Source organism: Gordonia sp. NPDC003429, from assembly GCF_053588575.1.
In genome coordinates this window covers 77,123-94,493 of record NZ_JBSFQF010000007.1, presented here as the reverse complement: position 1 = coordinate 94,493, position 17,371 = coordinate 77,123, and the positions used below count along the sequence as shown (strand labels likewise).

Sequence of the window (17,371 nt, the reverse complement as noted above, 5' to 3'; positions counted from 1 at the left end):
CTATCCACAGCTACGCTGACACTCGTGAACGCCGCAGCATCGACCCCCGACCCGGCCGCCGACGGCCCGGGTCGTCCCGCACCGCGATCGCTGGCCGAGTACGACCGCTCGCGCGTGCATCCGTTCGTCCGGGCCAGCGCGCAATGGACCTGGCGGCTGTTGATTCTTGTTTTCGGGGTGTATCTGCTCGGCAGGTTGTTCCTCAAGTTCGACGAGGTGTTCGTGCCGGTCGCGCTGGCCATTCTGATCTCGGCGTTCCTGGTACCGGGCGTGGACTGGCTCAACCGCCGCCGCTGGCCGAGATGGCTGGCCGTGGTGCTGATGCTGGTGATCGCGCTGGGAGTGGTGGCCACCGTGCTGACGTTCGTCGGCCGCGCCTTCGTCAACGGCTTCCCCGACCTCACCCACGAGATCATCGTCACCATCGACACCACCCGGGACTGGTTGGTGCACGGGCCGCTGAACATCGACGAATCTCAGGTCCAGAACTTCGGGTCCAACATCATCACCCTGCTGGAGCACAACCAGGCCAAGGTCGCCGGCGGCGCCCTGGCCACGGCCACCACGGCAACAGAACTGCTCACCGGGGCGCTGCTCACGCTGTTCCTGACGATCTTCTTTCTCTATGGGGGAGGACAGATCTGGGAGTTCTGCTGCCGGGTGATCCCGCGGGGCAGCAGACGGCAGGTGGCCGAGGCCGGCGTCGCCGGTTTCGGCACGCTGGTCGCGTACGTCCGCGCGACGGTCATCGTCGCACTGGTCGACGCCACCTGTATCGGTATCGGATTGGCCATCCTGCAGGTTCCGTTGGCGCTGCCGCTGGCCACGATCATCTTCCTGTTCTCCTTCATTCCCATCGTGGGCGCCCTGATCAGCGGCACGCTCGCGGTGGCCATCGCACTGGTGACCCAGGGGTGGGTCACCGCGGTGATCGTGCTGGCCATCCTCATCGGTGTGATGCAACTCGAAGGCCATGTGCTGCAGCCGTTCCTGCTGGGTCGGTCGGTGCGTTTGCATCCGGTGGCGGTGATCATCGCCATCGCCGCGGGCATCGTGGCCGCCGGCATCGTCGGCGGACTGTTCGCGGTGCCGCTGATCGCGTTCGCCAACACGGCCGTGCGGCATCTTTCCGGCAGCCACGAACGGGCGATCTCGTCAGGTGACGGGTCGTTCCATTATGCGCAGCCGGACGATCCGCATTGGGACGAGAAGAGCATCGACACGGCGGTGGCATCGGCGGAGAAGGCGGTCGACGAAGCGATCACCGACGACCCGGACACGTCGACCGATACGTCAGACCGCAGCGGCACGCCGAAGTCCGCGCCCGACGAATGAACCGACCTACTCGCCGGAACGGCTGCGCCGCAACAGATCCTGCACGCTGATCTGACCGTTGCCGCCGTTCGATTCGCCGTTGCGGGCGTGCCGGTCGGCGCCGCGCTGGCGCCGGTCGCCCTCGGCGCCGCCCGGCGTGGCACCCGGGTTGGACGCGTCGGCGGGGATGGCATCGGACGACAGGCCACGGTCGAGCGGCGACTCAACGCCCGGAACTGCTCGGCGCGCGGCGGCGCCGCGAGCTTCTTCCGGCGTGATCGATGCGGCCAGGGGCCGCTGACCGGCCTGGTCGAGATCGGGACGTCGGACGAGTGCCGAACCATCGCGGGCCGGCGCCTTTGCCCGGACCGGGGCCGGCGCCGGTGCTGGTGGCTGTGCCGGCACCGGTGGTGATGGGGGTGCTGGTGCTGGTGCGGGTGCCGGCGCCGGTGCGCCGAGTCGGATACCGCCGTCGCCCAGCATCCAGCCACCGGTGTCGGGGCCTTCGGAGGAGCGTCTGCGGGGGAGTCGGGGAGCCGGCGCGCGGCGGGGGCGGGGTGCGGTGGCCGCTCCGGCGGGCGCCGCGCCCACCGGGGCGGGAGCGCCGGTCGCCGGGACCGCGGGCCGGCGATCCGACGGCGGAGCCGACGGTCCGACGCGAGCAGGTTGCGGCGCAACGGGTTCCGGGCGCAAGATCGGACGCGCACCCGAGCGCGGACGAGCTCCGGGCATGGCCGTGGTCGGTACCTCGGAGATCAGTGCGCCCGCGCTCATGGGTCGGGAATCAGTTGTGCCGGAACGCTTTTCGCCCGGCTCGTCGTCGAGGATGGTCTCGCCGAGTCCGATCTTGCGCTGCAGCGTCTTCATCCAGCGCGGAGCCCACCAGCAGTCGTCGCCGAGCAGCTTCATCGTGGAGGGAACCAGCAGCATGCGAATGATGGTGGCGTCGAGGATCAATGCGGCGATCATGCCGTAGGCGATGTACTTCATCATCACGATGTCGGAGAGACCGAACGCGCCGGTCACCACCACCAGAATGGCGGCGGCGGCGGTGATTATCCGGCCCGTGTGCGCGGTACCCACCCGCACCGCCTCGGTGGTGCTGGCCCCCTTCTGCCGGGCCTCCACCATGCGGGAGAGCAGGAACACCTCGTAGTCGGTGGACAAGCCGAACACGATCGCGATGATCAGCACCAGCACGGCCGCGAACAGCGGCCCCGGGGTGAAGTTGGCGATCGATGCGCCGTGCCCGTCGACGAAGATCCACGTCAGGATGCCCAGGGTGGCGCCGAGTCCCAGCGCCGACATCAACGCCGCCTTGATCGGCAACACCACCGAGCCGAAGGCGAGGAACATCAGCAGTCCGGTGACCAGCACCAGCAGGATCGCCATCAGCGGGAGCCGCGAGAGCAACGCGTCGATCGAATCCTGGACCAGGGCGGGCGTGCCGGCCACCCACATTCGGATGCCGTCGGGTTTGGCGATGGCACGCAGATCCTTGACCGCCTCGCCTGCGGTGTCGCGGTTGACCAGCCCCGCCGACATCTGGATCACCTGCGGGCCGTTGTAGCCGTAGGTGCCGGTGAGCGCGCCGTCGTCGGCCGCGGGGCTGAACTGCTTGGTGAAGCCGGGTATCCGGTTGGCCTCGTCGGCGATCTGCTGGATCTTCTCGCCGCTGTTGGCGTCATTGCCGTCGTACATGACGACGAGCTTGAGCTCCTCGGTGCGCTCCTTCGGGAAGTACTTGTCGAAGGTCTCCTGCGCCACACGACTCGGGTTGTCCGGCGGTAGATAGGCTTCGCTGATCCCGCCGAACTTGATGCCGCCGATCGGGATGGTGAGCACCAGCAGCAACAGCACGGTGGGCACCGCGGTGGCCACCGGATGGCGCATCACCCAACCGGCCAGACGTCCCCAGAAGCCGTCCTCGACCTCCTGCTTGGACTTGGTGCGCCGCAGGAAGGGCAGCCCGAACGCATCGATCCGCGGACCCAGGATCGACAAGATGGCCGGCAGCACCGTGATCGACAGCAGCGCGGCCAGCGACACCGAGAAGATCGCGCCGTAGGCCACCGATTTGAGAAAGCCCTGCGGCATCATCAGCAGACATGCGATGGCGGCGACGATGATCGTCGCGGAGAACGCCACCGTCTGCCCGGCGGTCATCACGGTTCTTCGGACCGCGGCCTTCGTCTCGTATCCCTCGGCGAGTTCCTCCCGGAAACGACTCACGATGAACAGGCCGTAGTCGATCGCGATACCCAGCCCGATGAGCGTGACCACCGACTGCGCGAAGATGTTGAGCTCGGTGAGCTGGGCGATGATGTTCATGATGCCGAGCGATCCGGCGATCGTCAGTCCGCCGATCAGGACCGGCAGGCACGCCGCCACCACACCGCCGAAGATGAAGAAGAGCATCACCGCCACCAACGGCAGGGCGATCACCTCGGCGCGGCGGATGTCGGCGTCCATGCCGCGGGCCATCGCGCCGGCCACCGGCTGCAGTCCGGCCAACTGGAAGGTGGTGCCGTCGAGGCCGAATCGGCCCGGGTCGTCGACCACACCCTGCAGGAACGGCTCCACTTTCTGGTAGTTCGCGAGCACCGAGGTGTCGTCGTTGCCGGCGATACCGATGCTGATGAACGCGTGCTTCTTGTCGGCGGTGAAGGTGCGGGCCCGGATGGTGTCCTGCGCGGCCTTCGAGGCGGGGGTGTTGTCGGCCAGGAAGAACGGGTCGATGATCTCGTTGTTGTGGTCGAGCGCGTACTGATACGCCTGCTGTTCGTCGAGGTTGCGACCGTCGACCGTGATCGTGTTGGTGTCGGGGACGCTGCGCTGCACCACATCGGGGTGCTGCTTGAGCATCTCGTCGACGATGTTCTCCACCTTCGCGCCGAACGCCGGATCGTCGACTGTGGTGCCCTCGGGAGGTGTGATCAGCAGGATGACGTCGGAGCGGTGGTCGCGGCCGAACGCGGTGTCGGCGACCACCGAACCCTTGGCCGACTGCGATGTGGGATCGAACCAGCCGCTCTGGCTGAGGTTCTTGCCCAGACCGAGACCGTAGATGCCGAGCCCACCCATGAGTACGACGAGAACGGCGATGACCGCGAAGCGCATCCGGTAGACGAATGTGCCGATGGCTCCGAACACGTCGACTCCTTTCGAGATATCCGGGTCTGGGAATTCTGGGGATTGTTGCAGTCGAGCCTGAGGGGGCGCTGAGTCGTGGTGGGTGCCCGGTCAGCGCAGCAACGCGCTCAGCGGGCGGAACGGGGTGAGCCACGCGCCGTCGTCGGGCAGCGAATCGAGCCCGATGCGCGGCAGCGGCTCCCGGAACACCCCGGGAATCTCCTCGAGATCGATGAACTCCAGTTCCTCCGACGACAACGCCCAGCTGACGTGCTCGCGGAATCCGATGACGGTCACCGCGACACCGTCGGCCGCGATCTCGAGCAGGGGTTCCCGGAACGCCTGGCCGTCGGCGGAGGCCACGACCAGTCCAGCTAGTCCCACAGTGTGCCTGCGAAGCTCGATGTGGTCGAGCATGTCGGCGTCGACGTCGCTGTCGTCGGACAGCTTTGGCTTGGCGAAAACGGCATATCCGACGTTGCGCAGCGCATCCACCCAGGGTCGGACCACGTCGGCGCTACCAGGCACGATGTTGGTGAACACGGTGGCTTCGGGTTCGATCGGGGTGGGCGCGGGCGAGGCGGCCGAGGTGACGGCCGACACATCGCGCGCGGAAATGTCGGCGGTGCGCTGCAGTAGCCAGCGGCCGAGCGCGTCGAAGCGGGGCCGATGCGCGGCGGTGGGACGTCCTCCCAGGATGGCGCCGAGGCCCATGTCCATGTTCGGTGCGTCCCAGACCAGCAGCACCCGGCGCGCGCCGGTCTGCCCGGAGATGGTGTCGGCGAAATGAACAGCCGAGCCGGAGTGCTCGGGGGCGGGGCTCGCGTCGGTCATGTCGGGGATCCGTCCTCGTGGCGGGATGCGTCATCGGCGTCGAGTGGTCGCAGGTAGACGAACTCGTTGACGTCGCGGCCCTCGCGGTGGGCGCGACCCTCGAACTTGGTGGTGGGCCGCGTCAGGCTGATCGGTGGTCGACGGGTTGCGGGCACGACGTGGGTGCGTGTGGGGTCCTGGGTGGCGAGGATCTCGGCAATCCAGTCGGCGTAGCCCGCGTGGTCGGTGGCGATGTGTAGTACACCGCCCGGCACCAGCCGGTCGGCCATGAGTTCGACGGTGCCACGCTGCACGAAGCGGCGCTTGTGATGCCGGGACTTGGGCCACGGGTCAGGAAAGAACAGTCGAATGCCGGTGAGGCTGCGCGGCGCGATCAGTTCACGCAACACCACCACGCCGTCACCGCGGATCATACGGACGTTGGTCAGCCCGTTGCGGTCGATCAGGCCCAGCAGCTGCGCGAGGCCGGGTTTGTAGACCTCCACGGCCACCACGTCCACCTCGGGTTCGTCGGCGGCCATCGCCGCGGTGGAGATGCCGGTGCCGCTGCCGATCTCCAGGACGCGCGGTGCCGCGCGGCCGAACAGCGCGTCGAAGTCGAGGACGGGTTCGGGGGTCTGCTCGGGGTCCACCGACAGCTCCCGCCCCAGCTGGGGCCACAGGTGTTCCCAGTTGTGCTGCTGACCGGGCGTCAGGGTGCCCCGGCGGAACCGGAAGCTGGTCACCCGCGGGTACACGCGGGAGCGCGCGGCCGCATCCGCTCCGGTTGCCTCGGGAGTCGCATCCGCTCCGGTTGCCTCGGGAGTCGCATCCGCTCCGGTTACCTCGGGAGTGGTGTTCACCGGTCCATCGTTGCTCATCGCGGGCCAAAGGCACACCTCGACACCCGCCTGTGGGTTTGTCGGCGCAACCGGGCCGGACTGCGGCTAACCTGCGACCAGGACATTTCGGGCCGCAATGCGTAGGGGGGTGGGCAATGATCGATCCGTCGGGTCCGCTCGCGCGTGCCATCGACTCCGGCACGGTGGGCGAGTTGCTGCCGTCCTCGTCGGCGGCGGGCCCCGACCTCGAGCGTGCCGCCGCGCGGTACGGACGCGGACTCACCGTGATGGTCGTCGGCCGCGGCGGCGTCGGACGCGACACGATGGCCCGCGCACTACGCGAGCGACTGGCGGTGGCCGCCATCGGACCGGGAGACGAGCCGGAGGCGTCCGCCGACGCCGACCTGTGGATTCATCTGCTCGCCGGAATGCCGCGCCGCACCGACCGGCAGTTGCTGGCCGAACTTCCCGCCGAGCGCACGATCGTGGTGCTCGGCAAGGCCGACACGCACGGCCACCCGGACGAGGCCGCTGTCGTCGCCGCCGATGCGGCCGCGGTGCTGGGCCGGCCCGTGGTGTCCGTGTCACAGCTACTCGCCTGCGCCACGATCACCGACGACGAACTCGCCTATCTGCGCACGCTGGTCGCCGCGGATGCGGTGATGCCGTCGATGGCGGGTCAGTTCCTCGCCAGGTTCGAACCCGGGTCGGCGGAGCGGCTGATGCGGATGGGGTTGCTGCGTCGGGTGGACGCCTTCGGTATCGACACCGCGATGGAACTCATCCGGTCCGGTCACCGGGCCGCCGACGATGCGGATGCGCTGTCCGCGGCGTTGCGCGCGCTCAGCGGGATCGACGCACTCAGACCGGCTATCGCCGAACGGGTGGGGCCGGTGCGCTACTGGCGCGGCGTGGAGCTGCGCGCCCGACTCGAGCTCGCGGCGGCGGCCGGACGCGACCGTGACGTGCTGGAGGGATTGCTCGGTGTCGGTTGAATCCCTGCTGGAGCGGGTGCGCGCGTCGACGACCTTCGACGCGGAGGCGATCGCCGCCGGGGACGCCGTGCTGGTCGCCGCCCCCGACGGTGTCGACGTCGACGACCTGATCGACGCGCTCACCGGCCATGTCGGCGGAGACGATCCGGTGACGTCACCGACCATTCGCCGCTACCACCCCGAACGTGACCAACTCGCCGATCCCGCCCACCCGTCGGCCGGCGTCGCGTTGTTCGTCGTCGACCCGGCGTCGGCCGCCGACCGGGAGGACGAGCGGCTGATGAGTGCGCTGCGCGCCTCCTTCGGCACCGTGGCGCTGGTGTGCACCCGCATCGACGCGTTCTGGGAATGGCCCCGCATCCTGCGTGCCCAGCGGGCGGTCCTCGATCCGTACGAGCAGCTCCCGGTGTTCGCGGTGTCGGCCGCCGCGGCGCTGGGCGGAGCCGCCGACGAGTCGGGCATCCCGGGACTGCTGGACTGGCTGACCGCGGTCGTCGCCGCCCCGGAAGCGGTGCGGACCGAACGGGCGCGGGTGGCCGCGGCCGCCGGTGCGGTGGAGTACGCACTGGGTCGCACGCCGCCACGCCCACCTGCCGATCACCTCGCCGACGAGGTGCAGTCGCTGGCCGCCCGCCGCCGCGATCTGCTGGGCGGCCGCGACCGTGGTCGTGCCGACCGGCTCGCCGTGCTGCGTGTCGGGATCGGGCGGGCCCGCACCCAGACGATGGGCGACATCCACGCCGGTATCCGGGCACTGGCCACCGCCGCGGGCGCCCGCTCGGCCACCGTCACCCGGGCCGGCCTGGCCGAACACACCGCTTGGCTCGACTGTGAACTCGCTGTGCTCACCGGTCGCATCGACGCGATCACCGAGGAACGGATCGAGGAGGTGGCGACCGCGACGCTCGTCGGTCTCGACGTGTCCGAAGAGGCGCCGCCGCCGCCCGATGACGAGCCCGTCGGGGTGCGTCGCTCACCGCCGACCGGCGGCCGGCCCGGTGAGGACGCGCTGCTGATGGTGATCGGCGCCTCCACCGGTCTCGGCATCGGCCGGCTGGTGGTGGCCCCGATGGCCGCGGTGCAGACGTTGCAGTGGTTCAGCATGCCGCTCACCCTGATCCTCGGATTGGGCGTTGCCGTCTGGGTGATCCGGATGCGGCGCGCCGCGTCGCTGCGGTCGGAGATCCGGGTGTGGGGGAGCGAGGTGTTGTCGGAGGCGCGGGGGCGCCTCGAGCACCGCGCCGGCATCCGCATCGGTGCGGCCGAATCGCGGATCGGCGGCCAGGTGGCACGACATCACGAACGCCGCGGCCGGCTCGTCGCCGAGGAGGTCGCGGCGATCGACGACCGCGTTCGCCTGCTCCGTGCCGAGGCCTCGGGCGCCGCGGCGTCGGCCCGTGCCACACGGCAGCGCCTCGATGAACTGCACGACCTGCACGGAGCGCTGGCCGGCCGGGCCGCGGAACTCTGGGCACCCGAAAGCACCTAGCAGATTGGTGGACGACATGGACCCGTTCGATCTCTGGGGCACCGAGCCCCCCGGCACCGACCCCGCCGGCAGCGCGGACTCGGCGGACGACGCCGTCGACGTCGGTTTCACCGATGCGGGAGGTGCCGGTGAGCAATTCGCCGCCGACGACCACCTGTGGGTGCACGACGACGGCCGGATCTGGGACCTCGGCCCCGCCGACGTGGATACCGACGCCGACGGCATCGAGGACTCGCTGACCCGCAACGGGCCCGACGGACTGACCGTCTACACAGACAGCGACCACGACGGTCAGGTGGACAAGATCACCCGAGTGGCCGCCGACGGCTCCTTCTCGGCACAGGCCCTCGACCCGGACAGCGGCACCTGGGTGAGCACCGATTCGGGTCGTCTCGATTGAGGTGACAGCGCCGGTTTCGCAAGGGCTGAAAGTCCCGAAGATGGGGCTTTCGCAGTCTGCTAAATCGGACACAGCCCGCCTTGCGACCCCTGTTGACGTGTGCGAATGTGGCCTATACCGCATCTGATCCCCCAAGGGCGTACTGGGCGGTCTGTCGCAGTATCCTGAGACTAATAAATCCACCAAGTGGCCCGCGTGGGCCACACCTCGGAGGAGGAACACCATGACGTCCGCCACCATCCCGGGCCTCGATCCCGGCACCGCCCCCACCAAACATCAAGGCCTGCTCAAGTGGGTGGCGGAGGTGGCCGAACTCACGCAACCCGATCGTGTCGTGTGGTCCGACGGCAGTGACGAGGAGTGGGAGCGTCTGACAACCCAACTCGTCGAGGCCGGCACGCTGGTACGGCTCAACGACGAACTCAAGCCCAACTCGTTCCTCGCCGAATCCGACCCCGCCGACGTGGCCCGCGTCGAGTCGCGGACCTTCATCTGCTCGAAGTCCGAAGACGACGCCGGCCCGACGAACAACTGGATGGATCCCGCCGAGATGCGGGCGACGATGACCGAGCTCTACCGCGGCAGCATGCGCGGCCGCACCATGTACGTCATCCCGTTCTGCATGGGTCCGCTCGGTTCCGACGACCCCAAACTCGGCGTCGAACTCACCGACTCCCCGTACGTGGTGCTGTCGATGAAGGTGATGACCCGCGTGGGTCCCAAGGTGCTCGAACTGCTCGGTGACGACGGCTTCTTCGTCAAGGGCCTGCACTCGGTGGGTGCGCCGCTCGAGCCCGGCCAGGAAGACGTCAAGTGGCCCTGCAACCCCGACAAGTACATCACCCACTTCCCGGAGGATCGCGAGATCTGGTCCTTCGGATCCGGCTACGGCGGCAACGCGCTGCTCGGCAAGAAGTGCTACGCGCTGCGCATCGCGTCGGTCATCGCCCGCGACGAGGGCTGGATGGCCGAGCACATGCTGATCCTCAAGCTGACCAGCCCCGAGAACAAGGTCTATTTCGTGGCGGCCGCCTTCCCGAGCGCCTGCGGTAAGACCAACCTCGCGATGATCCAGCCCACCATTCCCGGCTGGAAGGCCGAGACGGTCGGCGACGACATCGCCTGGATGCGTTTCGGCGCGGACGGACGCTTGCGCGCCATCAACCCGGAGTTCGGCTTCTTCGGGGTGGCACCGGGCACCAGCGACGACTCCAACCCGAATGCGATGCGGACCATCGAGGCGGGCAACACCCTCTACACGAACGTCGCACTGACCGACGACGGCGACATCTGGTGGGAGGGCATCGGCGGTGAGACGCCTGCGCATCTCACCGACTGGCTCGGCCAGAGCTGGACCCCGGAGTCCGGACATCCCGCCGCGCACCCGAATTCGCGCTACTGCACGCCGATCTCACAGTGCCCTGCACTGGCCGACGAGTGGGACGACCCGGACGGTGTGCCGATCTCGGCGATCCTGTTCGGTGGCCGTCGCAAGACCACCGTGCCGCTGGTGACCGAGGCGCACGACTGGCAGACCGGTGTGTTCATGGGGGCCACCGTCGGCTCGGAGCAGACCGCAGCCGCCGAGGGCACCGTCGGAGCCGTACGACGCGACCCGATGGCCATGCTGCCGTTCATGGGCTACCACGTGGGCGACTACTTCCAGCACTGGATCGACATCGGCAAGAACGCCGACGCCGACAAGCTGCCGAAGGTGTTCTACGTCAACTGGTTCCGCCGCGGTGACGACGGCCGCTTCCTGTGGCCGGGGTTCGGTGAGAACAGCCGCGTGCTCAAGTGGATCGTGAGTCGCCTCGAGGGCGAGAACGACGGCGTGCACACGCCCATCGGCGTGGTGGCCAAGCCCGACGAGATCGACGTGACCGGCCTCGACGTGCCCGCCGAGGACGTCGTCGCCGCGTTGAGGTTCGACGAGGACGAGTGGCGCCGCGAGATCCCGCTGATCGAGGAGCTGTTCGAGTTCGTCGGCGAGAAGCTGCCGACTCCCCTGCAGGACGAACTCGATGCCCTCAAGCAGCGTCTGAGCTGAACCACTACTTGAGGTATCGTTGCCCCCTATGAGCATTCGCTTGTGGGGGGCAACGGTCTGTTCGGCGGTTCTCCTCGGTGTCGCGTCCGCAGTCAGTGCTCCCGTCGCGGGAATCGCCGCCGCCGCACCGGCTCCCGCACCCGCCGTCAGTGCCCGGTACACCGACACCGCCGTCATCGGCGCGGTGCCCACCTTCGGTGCGATCTCCGGCATCGACCGCATCGGGGCGAACCGCTTCGCGATGATCTCGACCGACGTCGGCCGTGCCGGTCCGGCGCGGTTCTTCACCAGCCAGTTCAACTACTCGTCCGCGATGGGCGGGTTCACCTCCGAACCCGGCATCGACGGTGGCGGCCTCATTCTGGGGCCCGGCAATCTGCCGCCGCTGCCCGGTTCCGCGCAGTACGAGGGAATCCGTCGCACCGCAGGCGGTTACGTCGTGGTGAGCGGCGGCGACCACCAATTCGTGCACCTGCAGGGGCCGGGCGGCACCTACGTCGGCGACCTGGCATTGCCGCCGGCGTGGATACCCGGAAAGAAGTCGGGTCTGGCCGGTCAGCTCGGACTCACCGGCGCCGCGGTGGGTCCCGACGGTCAGATCAGCGTCCTCACCGCGGGTGGCCTGCGACAGGATCCGTCCGGATCGGCGCGGCTGCTGACGTTCGGCGGTCCGAAGCGGCCCAACCTCGAGTACGTGTACCGCACCGATCCGGGCCAGGTGGCCGCGGACGTGCTGGCCATCAACAACACCGACTTCCTGGTGCTCGAACGGGGACGCGGCCGCACCACCGAGATCTTCTGGGCGACGACCCGCGGTGCCGATCAGATCGGTGGACGCAAGGCGCTCGGCGGCCGGGAACGGGCCATGGGAAAGCGCCTGCTCTTCACCGCGGCGAGTACACCCATGCTCGACACCGGCAACATGTCGGGCCTGGCGTGGGGCAACTGGCAACCCGACCTGCCCTGGGCGAACACTCGCGCCCGTACTCTGTTCGTCGTCACCAACAATGCGTTCGCCGGACCCACCCGGGTGCATTCCTTCGAGGTGCAGCTACCCCGCTGAGGCAGATCCGGCTGTATCGGGGTCTGTTCAGGGAATCACCTGATGGCCAACGGGACCGCTTTTTGGCACGGTTGATGCCATGACATCAGATCACGAGGTTGTTCGGTCGGGTTCGGGCGCGGGCGCCGAGAACCTGACCAAGGTGTACGGCTCCGGCGACACGGTGGTCCACGCGCTGCGCGGGGTCACCGTGTCCTTCGCGGCCGGTGAGTTCACCGCCATCATGGGTCCGTCCGGTTCGGGCAAGTCGACGCTGATGCACTGCCTCGCGGGACTCGACGTGGCCACCGACGGCCGGGTCTACATCGGGGACACCGACCTCACCGGGCTCTCCGACAAGGAGATGACCCTGCTGCGGCGTGACCGGATCGGATTCGTGTTCCAGTCGTTCAATCTGGTGCCGACCCTGACCGCGGCCGAGAACATCACCCTGCCCATCGACATCGCCGGGCGCGACGTCGACAAGGAATGGTTCGACGCGGTGATCGGCCGGTTGGGCATCGCCGACCGTCTCGGGCACCTGCCCAGTGAACTCTCCGGCGGTCAGCAACAGCGGGTGGCGTGTGCCCGCGCCCTCGTCGGACGGCCCGCCATCATCTTCGGCGACGAACCGACCGGCAACCTCGACTCGCGATCCTCCGGCGAGGTACTCGAGATCCTGCGCGCCGCCACCGACGATTTCGGTCAGACGGTGGTCATCGTCACCCACGATCCGCGGGCGGCGTCCTACGCCGACCGGGTGATCTTCCTGGCCGACGGGCAGATCGTGCGCGAATTGGCGCGGCCGTCGGCCGACGACGTGTTCGAGGTGATGAAGCATCTCGACGACGTGCCGGTTGCCGGCGACGCATCCGCGGGCACCGCCGACTCGGTGCCCCCTGCAGGAGCGGTGCCCCCCGCAGGAGCGGTGTCCCCCGCAGGATCGGTGCCCGCAGAATCGGGGTCCACAGCCGTATCCACGCCTGCCGTCGGTCGCGGCCGGCACGAGGCCCGGCCGGATGGCGCCCGCGGTCTGCCCGCGACCGATCTGCCCGCCACCGATCTGCCCGACGCCGACCCGTATCAGGTGGGCTGAGCGATGGCATCGTCGGTGATGCGCAAGGTGTCGTTGCGCAATCTGCGCGCCCACAAGGTGCGCCTGTTCCTGACGGTGTTCTCGATCGTGCTCGGGACGTCGTTCGTCGCCGGTTCGATCGTGTTCACCTCGACCATTTCGCATGCGTTCAACTCGATCTTCGACAACACCGCGCCCGGGGTGTCGGTCCAGGTGAGCCCCGCCAATCAGCGGTCCCCCGGGGTGCCGACGTCCGTGGTCGACGAGATCACTTCGCACAAAACGGAATTGGGTGTCGCCAAGGTCGTCACCAACTTCTCCGGCTCGGTCACCGTGGCCGATGCGCAGGGTCGGGCCATCCAGACCGGCGGCGCGCCGAGCGTCGCATCGGCCTACACTCCACCGTCGGAATCCCTCGACCCGAACGCCGCGCAACTGCAGCCCGGCGGCCGCGCGCCGACGACGCCGGACGAGATCGTGCTCAATTCGAGCGCTGCCGACAAGGGCGGGCTCAAGGTGGGTTCGAAGACGAAGATCGTGCTCGGGCAGGGATTCACCCCGCCCCGCGAGGTCACCGTGACGGGTCTCATCGATCTCAAGGGTTCCACCGGGGGATTCGTCAACGTCCAGTTCGACCGGACCACCGCATCCGAATTACTTTCCGACGGAAGCCATGTCGCGACGGTCGACATGTCGGCGGTGCCGGGCGTCTCCGACCGGAAGCTGCGCGACAGGGTTTCGGCGCTCGTTGGCAACGACACACTCAAGGTGCGCACCGGCGCGCAGGTGATCCAGGACCAGCGGGATCGGCTCAACGAATTCCTGACGATCTTCACCGGAATCCTGTTGGCGTTCGCGGGGATCGGGCTGATCGTCGGGACGTTCATCATCTACAACACCTTCTCGATGATCGTCGCGCAACGAAACCGTGAACTGGCGCTGCTGCGCGCGGTGGGCGCGGCACAGAAGCAGGTATCGCGGTCGGTGCTGTTCGAGGCGTTCGTCGTCGGTGTGATCGGTGGCGTCGTGGGTCTGGGCGTGGGTATCGGGCTCGCCGCGGCACTCAAGGCGATCATCGCGTCGACATCCGGACTGCCCGAGGGACCCCTGACGGTCAGTGTGTGGGCGGTGCTCGCGGCGCTGTTCGTGGGCGTGGTGGTGACGATGGTGAGCGCATGGGTGCCCGCCGTCCGTGCCTCCCGGGTGCCGCCGGTGGAGGCGATGCGCGCCGGGCTGGCCGAGGGTGCGGGCTCGTTGCGTACCCGGACCATCGTGGGTGCCGTGTTCGGCGTCCTCGCGCTGGCGGCCATCCTGTGGGGTGCGTTCGGCGAGGGTCTACTACGTGCGGTGATGGTCGGTGCGGGGGCCGCCGCGGCCATCGCGGCCGCCGTGCTGGCCGGCCCGGCCCTGTCGCGGCCCGTGGTGGGTGCGCTGGGGCGGGTGATCGGCGCGCCCTTCGGGTCCATCGGTCACCTCGCGCGCACCAACGCCGTGCGCAACCCGCGGCGCACCGCGGCCACCTCGTTCGCGCTGACCCTCGGTCTGCTGCTGGTCGCCGTGATCGGCACACTGGGCACCTCGTTCAAGGGCACCGTGGATTCGGCAGTCGACACCGGCGTCACCGCCGACTACATCATCACCGGCACCAACAACACCCCGCTCCCGTCGGCGGCCGCCGAGGCGGTGCGCAAGGTCGACGGCATCTCCGACGCGGTGTCGTTCGGGATCGTCCAGGGCAAGGTGAACGGAACCGACACCACGGGTTATGCGCCGTTGGGCGGATCGGTGGCCGGCGTGACGGTGCTCGACATGAAGGACGGCGCGTCGCCGGATCTGCCCGCGGACGGCATGTTCGTCAGCGAACGCACCAGCAACGATCGCGGCTGGAAACGCGGCGACACCGTCACCTTCACCTCGGCCTCCGACGAGCAGGTTCCGGTGCGGGTGGACGGTGTGTTCGCCGACAACGAGACGCTGCAACCGTTCCTGGTGGGTTCGTCGGTCTACGAGAAACTCACGCCGCCGTCGTCGCGGATCAGTGTCGGCGTGTTCGTCAAGGCGGCACCGGGCACAGATCTGGCCACCCTGCGCACGAATCTGGAGGACGCCACGAAATCGTTCCTCACCGTTCAGGTGCAGGACCGCGACGAGTTCAAGAGCAGCGTGTCGCAGCAGATCGACCAGATGCTCGGCGTGCTCTACGCGATGCTGGGCCTGGCGCTGCTCATCGCCATCCTCGGCATCGTGAACACGCTGGCGCTGTCGGTGGTGGAACGGCGCCGCGAGATCGGCATGCTGCGTGCGGTGGGCATGGTGCGCGGGCAGGTGCGCCGCAGCATCTACCTGGAATCGGTGCTGATCGCGATCTACGGTGCGTTGCTCGGGGTGATACTCGGCGTGCTGATCGGGTGGGCACTGGTCCGCACGCTGGCCCGCTGGGGCCTCGGCGAGCCGGTGCTGCCGTGGACGCTGATCCTGATCACGCTGGTCGCATCGGGCGTGGTGGGCGTGCTGGCCGCGTTGTGGCCGGCGATCCGGGCCGCGCGCACCCGCCCGCTCGACGCCATCGCCGAAGCCTGAGGAAGCCGTGATGTGCGTTTGGCACAATCGTCGCCATGACTCCACCGCCTGACCGTCCGCGTGAGCCGAGCGACCCCGGCGACGAGCACCCCGAGACACGACAGTTCGATCCGTTCGAGGACCCGGCCTCGGTGGGTGAACCCACCGCACCCACCGAGGCCTACGGTGACCAGCCCTACCGGGATCCCTACGGGCAGGGGTACGGGGGTGACCAGTACGGGGGCGATCAGTACCCCACCGAGGCGTACAGCGACACGCGAGGTGGCACCGGACAGTACGCGGCCCCCTACGACACCCCGCCGCCGTCCGGGCGGCCGCCATCGGCGGGCGCGGGCGGTTCCGGCGGTGGTCCGGGCAAGCGCACCCCACTGCTGATCCTGGCGACGCTGGCGGCAATCGCCCTGATCGCCATCGTCGCGGTACTGATCGTCCGTGGCTCGGGCGGCGACGGCGGCACCACCACCGCCGCGACCACCCCCACCACCACCACCGCACCCACGACCACCACCACCACGGAGGAAACCACCGCCACCACTGAACCGACGACGACCACCACCACCCGGACCGTCACACCCGGCGCGGTGGTCTACCAGATCACCGGCAACGGCGAGGTCGTAGGACTGCGTTTCCGCAGCGGCGACGATTTCGCGGTGGTGGCCGCCACGGGTACGCCGTGGTCGCAGACGGCGCAGGTCGGCGGCGGCAGTGCCGAGCTCACGGCGATTGTGGTGCGCGGTCCGGTGACCTGCAACATCCTGCAGGGCGAGGAACTGTTGTCGTCGTCGACGAGCAGCGGCGGTCCGCTGCGGTGCGCCGCGTCGGTGCAGTGAGCGGGGGTGTTGCGGCCACCGATCAGCGTGGCCGCAACACCAGTACGAGATTCGTGGCCGCCACCTCACGCACCACCGGTATCCGCAGCACCCACCACAGCCACCGCGGCAGGTAGCGGGGAAAGGCGGCCACCAGTCGCGCGTGGGAGCGCACCCCGTCAGCCCATCGCAGGCCGGATGCCGCGGTCACCGGAAACAGCGACGTACCGTACAGGTTCTTGGGCGGATGCCCGTGGCGACGGGTGTACCAGCGTGCCGCCCGGGCGCCGCCGAGATAGTGCGTCAGGCCCATCTCGTGCCCACCGAACGGACCCCACCACAGGGTGTAACTGATCACCACCGTGCCGCCGGGCCGGGTGACGCGGAGCATCTCGTCGGCCATCTCCCACGGACGTGAGGTGTGTTCGACGACGTTCGACGACAGGCACACGTCGAACGATCCGTCGGCGAACGGTAGATGCTGCCCGGACGCGCGCACCGAGCCCCGATGGTCCAGTCCGCCGGCATGCATCTCGGTGGGGTCGGGTTCCACCGACACATACGCCGACCCCGCGCCGCGGAACGCGTCCGCGAAATAGCCCGGGCCACCGCCCACATCGAGCAGTACCGCACCGTCGAGCGGGGCGAATGCCGCGACCATCGCGGCGGTGTCGGCGGCGAGTGCGCCGTAGAACCTGCCGGGATCGGGTTGCTCGTAACGGAAGTCGTCGAGCAGACGCACCGCGCGGCGCAGCGTGGCCAGTCGGGCCATCTCGCCGGGCGGTGTCGGCACGTCCGGTGGTGACACTCCGCAGATGCTACCGGTCGTC

13 protein-coding genes are annotated in these 17,371 nt (G+C 68.9%); 9 read left to right on the top strand and 4 right to left on the bottom strand.

Going from position 1 to position 17,371, the window contains the following annotated elements:
• Positions 1-24: 24 nt before the first annotated feature.
• Positions 25-1,335, top strand: coding sequence for an AI-2E family transporter (locus ACWDSI_RS10790; RefSeq protein WP_449756537.1), 1,311 nt, complete (start codon positions 25-27; stop codon positions 1,333-1,335).
• Positions 1,336-1,341: 6 nt separating this feature from the next.
• Here the strand turns inward: ACWDSI_RS10790 and ACWDSI_RS10785 are convergent, their stop codons facing one another.
• The 3 genes from ACWDSI_RS10785 to trmB form a co-directional block, all read right to left on the bottom strand.
• A complete protein-coding gene (locus ACWDSI_RS10785; RefSeq protein WP_449747620.1) occupies positions 1,342-4,467 on the bottom strand; it encodes an MMPL family transporter in 3,126 nt (1,041 codons plus the stop codon).
• A 90-nt stretch (positions 4,468-4,557) separates the two neighbouring features.
• Complete coding sequence (locus tag ACWDSI_RS10780; protein ID WP_449747621.1) at positions 4,558-5,280, bottom strand: NYN domain-containing protein; 723 nt, start codon at positions 5,278-5,280, stop codon at positions 4,558-4,560.
• Positions 5,277-6,140 carry a tRNA (guanosine(46)-N7)-methyltransferase TrmB gene (trmB, locus tag ACWDSI_RS10775; RefSeq protein WP_449747622.1) on the bottom strand — a complete coding sequence of 288 codons (864 nt, stop codon included), beginning with the start codon at positions 6,138-6,140 and terminating at the stop codon, positions 5,277-5,279. The genes ACWDSI_RS10780 and trmB overlap by 4 nt, the downstream gene beginning before the upstream one ends.
• Before the next feature lie 116 nt (positions 6,141-6,256).
• Between trmB and ACWDSI_RS10770 the strand changes: the two genes are divergently transcribed.
• The 8 genes from ACWDSI_RS10770 to ACWDSI_RS10735 all read left to right on the top strand — a co-directional run bounded on the left by ACWDSI_RS10770 (position 6,257) and on the right by ACWDSI_RS10735 (position 16,562).
• Entirely contained in the window at positions 6,257-7,096 is an 840-nt protein-coding gene (locus tag ACWDSI_RS10770; RefSeq protein WP_449747623.1) for a hypothetical protein, read from the top strand.
• Complete coding sequence (locus ACWDSI_RS10765) at positions 7,086-8,585, top strand: hypothetical protein (RefSeq protein ID WP_449756536.1); 1,500 nt, start codon at positions 7,086-7,088, stop codon at positions 8,583-8,585. Before ACWDSI_RS10770 ends, ACWDSI_RS10765 begins: the two co-directional genes overlap by 11 nt.
• A gap of 16 nt (positions 8,586-8,601) precedes the next feature.
• Positions 8,602-8,985 (top strand): DUF6802 family protein, encoded by a 384-nt coding sequence (locus ACWDSI_RS10760; protein ID WP_449747625.1) that lies wholly within the window; start codon positions 8,602-8,604, stop codon positions 8,983-8,985.
• 223 nt (positions 8,986-9,208) lie between these two features.
• Positions 9,209-11,035: a phosphoenolpyruvate carboxykinase (GTP) gene (locus ACWDSI_RS10755; protein WP_449747626.1), complete on the top strand. Its 1,827-nt coding sequence runs from the start codon at positions 9,209-9,211 to the stop codon at positions 11,033-11,035.
• Between the two features lie 28 nt (positions 11,036-11,063).
• Positions 11,064-12,098: an esterase-like activity of phytase family protein gene (locus tag ACWDSI_RS10750; RefSeq protein ID WP_449756535.1), complete on the top strand. Its 1,035-nt coding sequence runs from the start codon at positions 11,064-11,066 to the stop codon at positions 12,096-12,098.
• 79 nt (positions 12,099-12,177) lie between these two features.
• On the top strand, positions 12,178-13,173 hold the full coding sequence (locus tag ACWDSI_RS10745; protein WP_449756534.1) for an ABC transporter ATP-binding protein: 996 nt from the start codon (positions 12,178-12,180) through the stop codon (positions 13,171-13,173).
• Positions 13,174-13,191: 18 nt separating this feature from the next.
• Entirely contained in the window at positions 13,192-15,732 is a 2,541-nt protein-coding gene (locus tag ACWDSI_RS10740) for an ABC transporter permease (RefSeq protein WP_449756594.1), read from the top strand.
• Between the two features lie 35 nt (positions 15,733-15,767).
• On the top strand, positions 15,768-16,562 hold the full coding sequence (locus ACWDSI_RS10735; protein WP_449756533.1) for a hypothetical protein: 795 nt from the start codon (positions 15,768-15,770) through the stop codon (positions 16,560-16,562).
• Between the two features lie 22 nt (positions 16,563-16,584).
• Here the strand turns inward: ACWDSI_RS10735 and ACWDSI_RS10730 are convergent, their stop codons facing one another.
• A complete protein-coding gene (locus ACWDSI_RS10730; protein WP_449756593.1) occupies positions 16,585-17,313 on the bottom strand; it encodes a class I SAM-dependent methyltransferase in 729 nt (242 codons plus the stop codon).
• Positions 17,314-17,371 lie beyond the last annotated feature (58 nt).

Coding starts and splice junctions, on each gene's coding strand:
- ACWDSI_RS10780 (WP_449747621.1), bottom strand. CDS start 5,280: ATGACCGACGCGAGCCCCGCCCCCGAGCACTCCGGCTCGGCTGTTCAT.
- trmB (WP_449747622.1), bottom strand. CDS start 6,140: ATGAGCAACGATGGACCGGTGAACACCACTCCCGAGGTAACCGGAGCG.
- ACWDSI_RS10770 (WP_449747623.1), top strand. CDS start 6,257: ATGATCGATCCGTCGGGTCCGCTCGCGCGTGCCATCGACTCCGGCACG.
- ACWDSI_RS10760 (WP_449747625.1), top strand. CDS start 8,602: ATGGACCCGTTCGATCTCTGGGGCACCGAGCCCCCCGGCACCGACCCC.
- ACWDSI_RS10755 (WP_449747626.1), top strand. CDS start 9,209: ATGACGTCCGCCACCATCCCGGGCCTCGATCCCGGCACCGCCCCCACC.
- ACWDSI_RS10750 (WP_449756535.1), top strand. CDS start 11,064: ATGAGCATTCGCTTGTGGGGGGCAACGGTCTGTTCGGCGGTTCTCCTC.
- ACWDSI_RS10745 (WP_449756534.1), top strand. CDS start 12,178: ATGACATCAGATCACGAGGTTGTTCGGTCGGGTTCGGGCGCGGGCGCC.
- ACWDSI_RS10740 (WP_449756594.1), top strand. CDS start 13,192: ATGCGCAAGGTGTCGTTGCGCAATCTGCGCGCCCACAAGGTGCGCCTG.
- ACWDSI_RS10735 (WP_449756533.1), top strand. CDS start 15,768: ATGACTCCACCGCCTGACCGTCCGCGTGAGCCGAGCGACCCCGGCGAC.
- ACWDSI_RS10730 (WP_449756593.1), bottom strand. CDS start 17,313: ATGGCCCGACTGGCCACGCTGCGCCGCGCGGTGCGTCTGCTCGACGAC.